Source organism: Massilia sp. BHUDP2 (assembly GCF_046236355.1).
GTDB classification, from domain to species: domain Bacteria; phylum Pseudomonadota; class Gammaproteobacteria; order Burkholderiales; family Burkholderiaceae_D; genus Telluria; species Telluria varians.
In genome coordinates, this window is the sequence record NZ_JBJUVW010000003.1 from 172,048 (window position 1) to 183,390 (window position 11,343).

Here is an 11,343-nt window from a genome sequence, read left to right on the forward strand (position 1 = left end):
GGACATGGAGGAAAGCACGGTGGAAAGCCTTGCCAGTGTACTACGCTCTGCCGGAATGCGTCGCCGGCCGCCGCGCTACCCACCATGGGTTTAGTAGTTCACCGGATAGTCCTTCGGAAAGCCGCGGCCGCCGAAAGCCTTCTTCTGGGTCCAGTCCTGCCCTGGCGCGGTCCAGAAGCTGTCGCCGGCGGGCAGCCCCAGCGCCAGCAGGCTGCTGGAAGCGATGTACATGCTGCCGTTGTTCGAGTACCAGTCCCCCAGTTCGGGCTGGTGGCCGCGAAAGCCGATGGTGAGAAAACCGTCGTCCGTGAAGTTGCCCGGCGCATCCCAGATGGCCCCGTGCACCGCATGCAGCGCGGCGCGCACCTGCCCTTCCGGGAGCGAAGCCGGCAGCTGCTTGCGCCAGGCCAGCAGCGCCAGCGGCTGGAAGGCCGCGGTGCGGTAGGTGAGCGAGCGGCCGATCGGCGGGAAGCTGCCGTCCGGGCCGACGAAGCGCTCCAGGTGCTCGCAATAGCGCTGCGCGCGCCTGGTCGCCTGGGACAGCAGTTCCTGCGGCTTGGCCTGCCAGAAGGGAGCCTTCTTCGCGGCCAGCACGTCGAGCACCTCCAGCAGCATCGGATACATCACGTAGGAGTTGTAGTAATCGAAGTGGAAGTCCTTGCCGTCCTTGATCCAGCCGTCGCCCACGTACCACTCGTTGATCTTGCGGATCGCCCCGTTCATGCGCATCGGGTCGTACTCTTCCCCGATCGACAACAGCCAGGCTTCGTTCATCGCGGCGAACAGCAGCCAGTTGGTGTTCGGCGGCTCGACGCGGCGCAGGCCCTTGATTTCGGCGACGATGCGCGCCCTGGTCGCGGCGTCGAGCGGCTCCCACAAGACCTTGGGCGCGCGCAGCAGGGCATTGGTGAAATAGGCGGAATCGACCAGCGCCTGGCCCTCTCCCTTCCACTTCAGGTAGTCCGGGCTGCGCGGATCGACCGCGTTGGCATAGCTTTGCAGCGCCATCCCCTGCAGGCGCCGGCGCAGGCTCCCTTCCGGTGTCGCGTCCGCCGGCAAGGCCAGCCAGGGCGCGATGCCCGCCATCAGCCGGCCGAAACACTCGAGGTAGGCCACCGCGCGGTCGCGCCCGTCCCAGGTCGGGCTCAGCTCGAGCGGGAAGGTCTTTTTCAGCTCGCCCTTCGCCATGAGCGTCAGCACCGGCTCGGCCATCCGCTGCAGCAGGCGCAGCAGGTAGGCGCGTTCGTCGCCGGCCGGCGCCGCCGGTGCCACTGCCGCCGCGCCCAGGGCCGGTGCGGCAGCCAGCGCCCGCATGAAGTGTCGTCGTTCCATGTTCGCCTCTGCTTATCGGTCGGCCAGGCGCGCCATCTCCGCGGCGGCCAGGAGGAAGGCCCCCACGCCGAAAGGCGTGGTCGAGTCCTGGTTCACCACCTGTCCCGGGATCGCGCGCTCGCCGATCGGCTGGACGTAGCCGACCTTGCCGTCCGCTTGCAGGGCGACGGTGCTCAGGTAGTGCCAGCCGCGCTGCGCGACCGGCAGGTAGGCGTCGCGCGCCAGCAAACCCTGATTGATCCCCCATAGCATTCCGTAGGTGAAGAAGGCGGTGCCGCTGGTCTCCGGTCCGGGCGCGTGGGCCGGGTCGAGCATGCTGCGGGTCCAGTACCCCTCCGGCTGCTGGCTGCGCGCCACGGCCCTCGCCATCGCCTGGAAGCGCTCCACATACTCGGCGCGATGCGGATCGCTTGCCGGCAGTTCGGCCAGCACCTTGGCCAGTCCCGCGAACACCCAGCCGTCGCCGCGCGCCCAGAAATCCTTCTTGCCGCTGGCGCTCTTGTGCTTCGGGTAGACGTACTTGGCGTCGCGGTAGTACAGCTGCTCCTGCGGGTCGTACATGATGCTGTTGGCATAGCTGTAGTACTCGTGCAGCTTCTCGAGGTACTGGGGATTGCCGGTGATCTTGTACAGCTTGGTCATGACCGGCATCACCATGTACAGGCCGTCCGCCCACCACCAGTAATCCTTGTTGGGGGTGCTCATCTGGTATTCCATCACCTCGCGGGCGCGCGCGATCTTGCGGGGGTCCTTGTCCAGCTGGTACAGGTCCGCATAGGTCTGGAACGCGATCTGCCAGTCGCCGAACAGGACGTATTCATCGGTTTCGCCATAGTTGTACTTCCACCTGGCCTTGTCCGGCGACTTCGCCCCCATCCAGGCATTGTGCTCGGCCCACTCCTCGGAATAGCGGCGATAGCGCTCCTTGCCGGTCACGCGATAGGCTTCGATATTGCCGGTATGGTAGGCCGCCACGTCCCAGAAGGCCCACTGCTTCGCCGGCGTCTTCGCCTGCCAATGGGTGTTGACCTTGTCGATGATGGCGAGCACCTCGCCGCGCTTGACGCCGGTGTCGGATGTCGGCGTAGTCGCACAGCCGCCCAGAACCAGGCCCAGCGCAACCAGCATGCCGGTGAAGTATTTTTTTGTATTCATGTCGTTCATGGTGTGGGTGGGCAGACCGGCGTCCATTCGAGGACGCCGACCCTGGTCGGGCCGCTCGCCAGGACGCCTTCGGCGTCCAGCTGGTGGACGGTTTGCAGGTAGAGGTTGAGCTGGCCGGCGTCGCGCCACAACTCGGTGTCGAAGCTCGGCTCCCAGGCCCCCATGGCGCGCTCGAGCAGCTCGCTCACCTGCCAGCGGCCACCGCGCAAGTCGGGCGTGCAGGCCACGGACACCTTGTGGCCGCGCTCCGCATCGCGGAACACGAGCCAGGCCGCACCGCTGCTGCCGACCAGGATCTGCGGACGCGAGATCGGGATCGCCTTGGTCCCCAGGCCGGACAGCGAGAATGCCGTCCGCCGGAAGGCCAGGTCCTGCGACTGCCAGCCCTGGCCATCGTGACGCACCACGCGGTATTGCGGAACGGCGCTGCCGGCGTCGCGCCAGTAGCTGGCGATGACCGGATGACCGTCGCGGTCGGCCGCCATGGCAGTCTGGTTGATCAATTCGCTCCGTTGCGGGATATGCGCCGCCACTTCCGCCGTGCCTGCCGTGATCGGCAACTGGTAGGGCTCGCCCTTGCTGCGCTCCCAGGTCACGCCGCCGTCGCGCGAACGGGCATAGGCCAGGTCATGGTTGCTGGCGACGTCGGGCGACTCGCGCCATACCCAGGACAGGTGCAGCGTCCCCACCCTGTCGACAAAAGCCTGCCAGTAGGCGTTGCGCCGCCCTTCCCCGCTCAGGAGATTGTCCTGCAGGCGCTGCCAGGACTGGCTGTGCGGATCGTAGCGGTTGATCACCAGGTTGCCGCGGCCGGAACCGCCGTCGCGGTAGAGGAACAGCAGGCCGCCGTCCGGCATGCGGTAGAACTCCGGGTAGGACACGGACTTCTCGTCGCGCCCGGTCATCGCCTGCTGGGGGCCGAGGCTCAAGGCGCCGGGGGCCGTGCCGCGCGCGTAGCGCAAGGGACCGTTGTGGTGGTCCCAGGCCACGTGCAGGAAGCCGGCGCCGTCGACCATGATGCTGATGCTGTTGTGGGCGTCGCTGGCCTTGCCCAGGTACTGGGTGGGCGCCAGCTGCCACGCAAGCTCGCCCAGGCGGCGCTTGCCCAGCACCAGCCTGGCCGCGGCGTCGTAGAAGGCGATGTACTGGCTGCCCGCATGGGTGACGAGCGAGTTTTTGCGAAACACCACGGCATTGACCGAATTGGCCGCCCAGCCGTCCGCCACCTCGACGACGCGCACGTCCTGCTGTTGCCTCAAGCCTGCGCATGCGCACAGCAGGACGGAACAGGCAAGCGCTACGCCGATCGGCAGGATTCTCATCATCTCTCCACGTGAATCCGGCTACCTTACACTGCAAATCTGCGTGGCCGGAATCAAGCTGATGAGTATTGTGGCCGCACCGCGCTCCGGCACGCCGCGTTCCACTACCATGAAGGGCACCAGCCTTCGACCAGGACCCGCCATGCCCCTTCATCCATCGCGCCGCACTTTTCTGGGCGCCGCCGCCGGCACCGCCCTGGCACTGAACGTGCCGAGTGCCACTGCCGCATCGCCCCGCTTCGCCATCGGCGACAAGGATTTCCTGCTGGACGGGAAACCGCTGCAGATCCGCTGCGGCGAGATGCATTTCGCCCGGGTCCCGCGTGAATACTGGGGGCACCGGCTAAAAGCGATCAAGGCGATGGGCCTGAATACGGTTTGTGCCTACCTGTTCTGGAACTACCATGAATGGCGCGAAGGCCGCTACCGCTGGGACGGGCAGCGCGATGCCGCCGAATTCTGCCGCATGGCGCAGGCGGAAGGCCTGTGGGTGATCCTGCGTCCCGGCCCTTACGCCTGCGCCGAGTGGGAAATGGGCGGCCTGCCCTGGTGGCTGCTGAAGCACCCGGGCGACGCTTTTCTCCGCAGTCGCGCCCCGGCCTTCGTGGAGCCGGCGCGGCGCTGGCTGAAGGAAGTCGGCCGGGTGCTGGCGCCGATGCAGGTGAGCCAGGGCGGCCCGATCCTGATGGTGCAGGTCGAGAACGAATATGGCTTCTTCGGCGACGACCGCGACTACATGCGGGTCATGCGCCAGGCCTTGCTCGATGCGCGCTTCGATGTCCCGCTGTTCCAGTGCAATCCGACCAATACGGTGGCCAAGACCCACATCCCGGAACTGCTCTCGGTGGCCAACTTCGGCAACGACCCGGAACGGGGTTTCAAGGCCCTGGCCGCTGTGCAGCAAGGGCCCCTGATGTGCGGCGAGTACTATTCCGGCTGGTTCGACACCTGGGGCACGCCGCACAAGCGCGGCGACAATGCGCGCGCCATCCGCGACATCGACGCCATGCTGAAGGCGAACGGCTCGTTCAGCCTGTACATGGCGCACGGCGGCACCACCTTCGGCCTGTGGGGCGGCTGCGACCGCCCCTTCCGTCCCGACACGACCAGCTACGACTACGATGCCCCGATCAGCGAGGCGGGATGGCTGGGCGAGAAATTCCGTACCTACCGCGAATGCCTGGGCAGGCACCTGGAGCCCGGCGAAACCCTGCCAGAGGCGCCGGCACACCTTCCCGTGATGGCGATCCCCGCGTTTGCGCTGAAGGAGACCGCGCCCGTGTTCGCGAACCTGCCGGCAGCGGTGATCCGGGACGCGTCGCCGCGCAACATCGAACAGTACGACATCAGCCGCGGCCTGGTCGCCTACAGCATCGTGCTGCCGCCCGGGTCGGCGGCCAGGCTGGAAGCCGCGAACGCGCGCGACCTGGCCTGGGTCTACGCCGGCGGACGCCTGGTCGGCACGATGGACACGCGCCACCGCCGCTTCGGCGTCGACCTGCCGGCGCGCACCCAGCCCACCCGGGTCGAGATCCTGCTGTACACGATCGCGCGCGTGAATTTCGGCGTCGAGGTCCACGACCGCAAGGGGCTGCAGGGCCCGATGCTGCTGCGCACCGAGGACGGCGCCGCCCAGGAACTGAGCGGCTGGGAAATCCGCGCCATCGACTTCGGCGACGACGGCGAGCTGCCGCCGCTTCGCTGGCAGGCCAAGCGCGTTGCCGGCCCGGCGTTCTGGCGCGGCAGCTTCGATTTGAAGGAGCAGGCCGACACCTTCCTCGACATGTCGAGCTGGGGCCAGGGCATCGTCTGGATCAACGGCCGCTGCCTGGGCCGCTACTGGAGCATCGGCCCGACCCAGACCATGTACCTGCCCGGTCCCTGGATGGAGGCCGGCCGCAACGACATCGTGGTGCTCGACCTCACCGGACCGCGCGCCAGCCGCATCGAAGGGCGCACCACGCCGATCCTCGACGAACTGCATCCCGAGCGCGACCTGGCGCGTCCGGCCAGCACGGCGCGTCCGCGCCTGGCGGGCTTGACGCCGGTGCATGCCGGGCAGTTCGCCGGCGGCCCCGCCATCCAGGAAGCCAGGTTCGAACAGCCGGCGCGCGGACGCCAGCTGTGCCTGGAAGTGGTCGATACCTTCGACGGCAAGCCGCATGCGGCCGTCGCCGAACTGGCCCTGCTCGGCCTGGACGGCAAGCCCATGAACCAGAGCACCTGGACTATCGCCTACGCCAGCAGCGAAGAAGCGCACAGGGAAGACGGTAGTGCGCTGAACGCCATCAACGGCCAGGCGAGCGACTACTGGCACACGGCGTACAGCAAGGGACTTCCCGCGGCGGGACCGGCGCGACTGATCATCGATCTTGGCACGTCTGTCGATATCGCAGGGCTGCGCTACACACCGCGCCAGGGGCCGGACACGGTGACGGGCCGGATCCGGCGCTACCGCGTGTACGTCGGCGACCGACTGGTGCAGCAGATGTAAGCCGGCAGCGGGGCGTCACGATTTTTGCCTTCGTCCTATACTCGCGTATTGGACTTTGTTGCGATGCGGTTTGTCGTAACTCGCAGAAATTGTCATGACAATCGAATTATTGCTGGCAGCAACCAAGGGCTTTCTATTTGTGCTGGCAACCATGCTGCCGATCCTGAATCCGGCAGCAACAGCGCCGATTTTCCTCAGCATGACCGATGGCGCATCGGCTGCCACCCGCACCTTGCTGGCGCGCCGTATCGCGCGCAACATGTTCTGGCTGATGACGGGATCGATGCTGATCGGTTCCTATGTACTCGACTTCTTCGGCATCTCGCTGCCCATCGTCCGCATCGGCGGCGGCCTGCTGCTCGCCTCGGTGGCCTGGCGCCTGCTGGGGGCGACGCCGTCCACGCCCGACAGCCGCGCCGCCCTGGCCGAGGCCTACACACCCGACCATGCGCACCGCCAGGCCTTCTATCCGCTGACCTTCCCCATCAGCTGCGGTCCGGCCTCGATCTCGGTCGCCATCACCGTGGGCGTTTCCCTGCACGATGTCCAGATGGTGCTGTCGCTGGCGCGCATGGGCGGGGCGCTGCTGGCGCTGGCGCTCATCGGCGTGCTGCTGTATCTCGCCTTCCGCTATGGTGAACACTTCCTGCGCCTGATCGGCGAAGCCGGCACCGCCGTGTTCCTGCGCCTGACCGCCTTCATCCTGCTGTGCCTTGGCGTCCAGATCGTGTGGGATGGCGTCAGCGAGCTGCTGCTCGAGGTCATGAGCCTGCCGCCCCATCTTGTTGCAGCCTAGGAGAGAACCTATGTCGACACCACGTTTTTTACCGGGAAGCCTGGCACTTGGACTGGCGGGCTGCCTGGCCTGGACCGAGGGCGCGGCCCAGGATGCTACCGCTATCAACTTTTACGCATCGCTGCGTACCCAGGTCGAAGCGGTCAGCCCGGATCGCAACGATCGCCTGGACAGTTATGCGGGCGTCAGGGATGCCTACTCGCGGGTGGGCATCAAGCTCGACCATCCGCTGGGCGCCGAACTGGCGTTGACCGGTCAACTGGAACTGCCCGTCGATTCGGCCAACTTCAGGATGCGCGATCCCTACGACCAGGGCGATGCCCAGCGTCCCCACGGGGAGCGGATCAGGCTCGCCCAGCTCGGCTTGCGCAGCAGATTCGGCACGATCGCCTACGGCCAGCAGTGGATGCCTTACTACAATGCGGTCGCGGCGCCGGTGGACATGTTCAGCACCTATTACAGCGGCTTTGCGACCTATACCGTCTTTCGCGTCGCCCAGACACTCGCCTATTCGACGCCGGAAGTCGCGGGATTCGCATTCAGCGCGGGGTATACCGGCAGCAGCGGCAACGCGCGCTCGACTTCGCGCATCGATGCGCCGCGCCGGCAGCTTGCCGCCACCTATACCGTCGGCGACACCCGCCTTGCCGCAGGCATCGATGACCGGGGCGACGCCGGTTACGGGCGCAACCGCTTGTATGGGCTGTCCCTCAGCCATCAGGCCGGCAAGCTTTACCTGGCAGCCAAGTTCGAGCGATTCGATTCGGGAAATCGTCAGCCCGGCAGCTTTTCCAGCGACGGCAACAAGGCCATCAACCTCTTCGGCAGCTATGCCATGGGCAAGACGGCCGTCAAGCTGATGCTCGCAAGAGTGGAAAACTATGGCGACAACATCGTTCATATCGGTGTCGACCATCAGCTCCGCGACGATCTCAAGTTCTTCGCCGAGTACTACCGTGAGGGCACTACCGCCGTCCTTACGCCACGCCGGGGAGGCCTGGACGATTTCGATGCCGGCATCAGTGGCGGCCAAGCCATTGCTGTCGGCATCCGCTACGATTTTTAAGTGTGCTCCATGTGCGCATCCTTCTCATGCCTGAGAAGGTGGCGGATGCGCGCGCTGAGTGCGTTCAAGTCATAGGGTTTCGGCAAGAGATTGACGTTTGCATCCAGCCTGCCTTCATGGGTGAGCACGCCTTCGGCATAGCCCGATGTATACAAGATCCGTGCGTGGGGCAGACGTGTGCGCACGGCCTCGCCCAATTGCAGGCTGCTCACCGGCCCGGGCATGATCACGTCGGTGAACACCAGGTCGATATCCTGACCGCTGTTGATAATCTCCAGCGCTCCGGCAGCGCTGGAAGCCTGCAATACCTGGTAACCCAGTATCGACAAACTGCTGCACGTGGATTTGCGTACATTCTCCTCGTCTTCGACCACCAGGATGGTTTCCGGGCCGCCCTCCAGTCGCGTCGCCACCGGCACTTCCTGGATGATCGGCTCGACATCGGTCCGCGGCAGGTAGATCCTGACGCTCGTCCCTTCTCCCAGTACGCTGGATAAAACAATCTCTCCACCCGACTGCTTGACGAAACCGTAGGCCATCGACAAACCCAGGCCAGTGCCCTGCCCGGGCGGTTTTGTCGTAAAAAACGGCTCGAAGACACGCGCCATCACTTGCGGCGTCATGCCCGCGCCGTTATCGGCAACCTCGATCATCACCCAGGAGCCGGCTGCCACGTCGGGAGGCAAGCTGTCCTCCGGACCGATATTGGCGGCCCGGATGCGCAAGGTGCCGCGGCCAGCCATGGCATCGCGGGCGTTGATGGACAGGTTCAGCAAGACATTATGCAGCTGGTTCGGATCTACCATGATATTCCCCAGCCCATGGGAGACTTCTGTCATGACATTTGGACTCAATCCAAACATCCTCCGCATCATGACACCCATCTCAAGCAGCAGATGTTCGGGATTCGTGGCGACTGCCTGAAGCGGCTGGCGGCGCGCGAAAGCCAGCAAGTGCGAGGCCAGCTCTGCTCCACGTTTTACGCCTGACATTGCTGCTTCCACACGGGTCAGACCAGGTTCATTGACGCCATTGCTCAGTTTTAGCAACTGCAGATTGCCGCCAATGATCTGCAAGACATTATTGAAATCATGGGCCACGCCGCCGGTCAATTGGCCAATGGCTTCCATTTTTTGTGACTGAAGCAAGGCCGACTGGCTTGCCGCCAGTTCCTCCTGACTGCGACATAGCGACGTATACGCAGCATCGAGCTGGCGCCGGGCAATGCAGGCATTGCTGTGGTAGCGCACACGTGCGACCAGCTCGCGTGGATCCGGCCACTTGACCAGATAGTCGCTGGCGCCGGCCTCGAAGGCCTGGGCTTTCATGTCCGGGTTGTCTTCCGACGACAAGACAATCACGGCAACATGCGCCGTCTCCTTGTCCGCGCAAAGACGGCGCGTGACTTCGAAGCCATCCATTTCCGGCATGCGCATGTCGACCAGTACCACCGTGGCGGCCATCTCCTTGGCGAGCTCGACAGCCATTGCCGGCGCTTGCGTGAATTGGAATTTATGCGGCCCACATGCCTCCAAGCCATGAGAAATGATGTCCCGGGAAAAGGATTCGTCGTCGATCAGGAGGATGGAAGGTGCTTGGAGTATGCGTTCGGTCATCGCAACAGCCGGCAGATGGGTAGGGAAAAGGCTAATTGCAAAATGGAGCATCGTCGATTTTAACGCTTCGACCTTTTATTTATCACTGCGAAAATATTGACACGGATGTGGCAGCTGGTGCGACAGGCGTCGTCGGCAGGCTCAGCTGACAAGGCCGTGATGGATTGCGTAACGTATCAGTTCGGCATTGCTCCTGATCAGGAGCTTTGTGAAGATGCGGCTGCGGTAGGTATTGACCGAGCTGATGCTGATGTCGAGTTTGGCCGCCACCTGCTTGACCGGATGCCCCAATGCCAGCAAGCGCAAGACCTGCAGCTCGCGATCGGTGAGGCGCTCGTGGGCGTGGCGGGGCTGGGAAGAAGACACTTCATGGACAAGCATGTCCGCCAGCTTGTCACTCAGGTAGCTCCCGCCGGCATGGACGCGATGAATGGCCTTCAGCACCACGTCGACGGTCAGCGATTTCGGGATATAGCCTGCGGCGCCCAGCTTGAGGACGGCAATGCCGAAACGTTCCTCGCTGTGCGAACTCAGCACCAGTACCCGGACGCCGGGAAAGCGCGCGACGACCGTCCGCAACGCATCCAGCTCGTGGATGGGGCTGAGGGTGAGGTCGAGCAGCAGCAGGTCGGTTTCCGTGCTTTCGAGCACGGCCAGCGTCGACGCCAGGTCCGCAGCCTCCCCCACGAGCACGATGTCCGGGTCGACCGACAACACCTTCTTGACGCCTTCGCGCACCAACTGATGATCGTCTGCGATGACAACTCTGATCATTGATGATCGCCAGGTAAGGAAAATATCATGTGCGACGATGTTATCAAAAATGAAATTGTCATGCTGCCTGATTCGAATCCTGTGCCGGACGCCCGTACTGTAAAGATTGCGATGATAAGGATTCCGCCTGCGCGGCGCGATGAGCAAGGTAGTGACATCGTGACGCAATCCATACGACACGCTGTCGATGACGACGCATCGGCGTACCGATCCGCAAGAACCTTGCCGCAATCCTGGACGATTTCCCGCCCAGTCCCCTGTTTCCGCCGCCAACGAAGGCAGTGTTCACGACACGGCAGTCGCAATCTGTTCGACTTCGCCGTCAGCCCTTGTCCCGGTAAGCTGCACGGTTTCATTCCATGCTCTCGCCAGCAGGACACCATCTTGGACCAACTGCTCCTGCATGAGCCGACGCCCCGCGTCCTCGTCGTCGACGACAACGTGGACGCCGCCGATATCCTGGCGACCCTGCTGTCGGTCTTCGATTGCACCGTACAGGTTGCCTATTCGGGCAGCGAGGCGCTCGCCCTTGGCGAAGCGCTTCGCCCCCAGCTCGTCATCCTCGACTTCGACATGCCGGGCATGGACGGTTGCGAAGCGGCGCGCCGCATGCGCGAACAATCCTGGGGGCCGCATGCCTGCATTGTCGCGCTGACGGCATGGAGCGGTGGCGACATCCCTTGCTGCATTGTCGAGGCGGGCATGGACTACCACTTCACCAAACCGATGCGGGTCGACGCGCTCGTCGACATCCTGGCCGCGCTGCGCGCATGAGCGCA

At 64.6% G+C, this 11,343-nt stretch carries 9 protein-coding genes; 4 read left to right on the forward strand and 5 right to left on the reverse strand.

All coding sequences use genetic code 11. The features are described 5' to 3' along the window. Positions 1 to 90: 90 nt before the first annotated feature. The 3 genes from ACK6C6_RS17565 to ACK6C6_RS17575 are packed head-to-tail and all read right to left on the reverse strand — an operon-like array spanning position 91 to position 3,755. Entirely contained in the window at positions 91 to 1,332 is a 1,242-nt protein-coding gene (locus ACK6C6_RS17565; protein ID WP_409268475.1) for a DUF2264 domain-containing protein, read from the reverse strand. A gap of 12 nt (positions 1,333 to 1,344) precedes the next feature. After that, on the reverse strand, positions 1,345 to 2,487 hold the full coding sequence (locus ACK6C6_RS17570) for a glycoside hydrolase family 88 protein (RefSeq protein ID WP_409268476.1): 1,143 nt from the start codon (positions 2,485 to 2,487) through the stop codon (positions 1,345 to 1,347). A gap of 5 nt (positions 2,488 to 2,492) precedes the next feature. Continuing rightward, on the reverse strand, positions 2,493 to 3,755 hold the full coding sequence (locus ACK6C6_RS17575; protein ID WP_409268478.1) for a BNR repeat-containing protein: 1,263 nt from the start codon (positions 3,753 to 3,755) through the stop codon (positions 2,493 to 2,495). Between the two features lie 205 nt (positions 3,756 to 3,960). On the opposite strand from ACK6C6_RS17575, the gene ACK6C6_RS17580 reads away from it, so the two are divergent. The 3 genes from ACK6C6_RS17580 (at position 3,961) to ACK6C6_RS17590 (ending at position 8,174) form a co-directional block, all read left to right on the forward strand. Further along, positions 3,961 to 6,312 (forward strand): beta-galactosidase, encoded by a 2,352-nt coding sequence (locus tag ACK6C6_RS17580; RefSeq protein WP_409268479.1) that lies wholly within the window; start codon positions 3,961 to 3,963, stop codon positions 6,310 to 6,312. 94 nt (positions 6,313 to 6,406) lie between these two features. After that, positions 6,407 to 7,108 (forward strand): MarC family protein, encoded by a 702-nt coding sequence (locus tag ACK6C6_RS17585; protein WP_409268480.1) that lies wholly within the window; start codon positions 6,407 to 6,409, stop codon positions 7,106 to 7,108. A gap of 10 nt (positions 7,109 to 7,118) precedes the next feature. Beyond that, complete coding sequence (locus tag ACK6C6_RS17590; RefSeq protein WP_409268484.1) at positions 7,119 to 8,174, forward strand: porin; 1,056 nt, start codon at positions 7,119 to 7,121, stop codon at positions 8,172 to 8,174. On the opposite strand, the gene ACK6C6_RS17595 is transcribed toward ACK6C6_RS17590, so the two are convergent. After that, the gene (locus tag ACK6C6_RS17595) at positions 8,171 to 9,790 is read right to left on the reverse strand and encodes a response regulator (RefSeq protein WP_409268486.1); all 1,620 of its coding nucleotides are present in this window, start codon (positions 9,788 to 9,790) and stop codon (positions 8,171 to 8,173) included. The genes ACK6C6_RS17590 and ACK6C6_RS17595 overlap by 4 nt on opposite strands. A gap of 141 nt (positions 9,791 to 9,931) precedes the next feature. Beyond that, entirely contained in the window at positions 9,932 to 10,564 is a 633-nt protein-coding gene (locus ACK6C6_RS17600) for a response regulator (RefSeq protein WP_409268488.1), read from the reverse strand. A 384-nt stretch (positions 10,565 to 10,948) separates the two neighbouring features. Here ACK6C6_RS17600 and ACK6C6_RS17605 point away from each other — a divergent pair, with 384 nt between their 5' ends. After that, the gene (locus ACK6C6_RS17605) at positions 10,949 to 11,338 is read left to right on the forward strand and encodes a response regulator (protein WP_409268490.1); all 390 of its coding nucleotides are present in this window, start codon (positions 10,949 to 10,951) and stop codon (positions 11,336 to 11,338) included. The last annotated feature ends 5 nt before the right edge of the window (positions 11,339 to 11,343 follow it).

Bases quoted from the DNA above. Each gene is read 5' to 3' on its own strand.
- ACK6C6_RS17580 (WP_409268479.1), top strand. From the start codon at position 3,961: ATGCCCCTTCATCCATCGCGCCGCACTTTTCTGGGCGCCGCCGCCGGC.
- ACK6C6_RS17595 (WP_409268486.1), bottom strand. From the start codon at position 9,790: ATGACCGAACGCATACTCCAAGCACCTTCCATCCTCCTGATCGACGAC.
- ACK6C6_RS17570 (WP_409268476.1), bottom strand. From the start codon at position 2,487: ATGAATACAAAAAAATACTTCACCGGCATGCTGGTTGCGCTGGGCCTG.
- ACK6C6_RS17600 (WP_409268488.1), bottom strand. From the start codon at position 10,564: ATGATCAGAGTTGTCATCGCAGACGATCATCAGTTGGTGCGCGAAGGC.
- ACK6C6_RS17590 (WP_409268484.1), top strand. From the start codon at position 7,119: ATGTCGACACCACGTTTTTTACCGGGAAGCCTGGCACTTGGACTGGCG.
- ACK6C6_RS17565 (WP_409268475.1), bottom strand. From the start codon at position 1,332: ATGGAACGACGACACTTCATGCGGGCGCTGGCTGCCGCACCGGCCCTG.
- ACK6C6_RS17585 (WP_409268480.1), top strand. From the start codon at position 6,407: ATGACAATCGAATTATTGCTGGCAGCAACCAAGGGCTTTCTATTTGTG.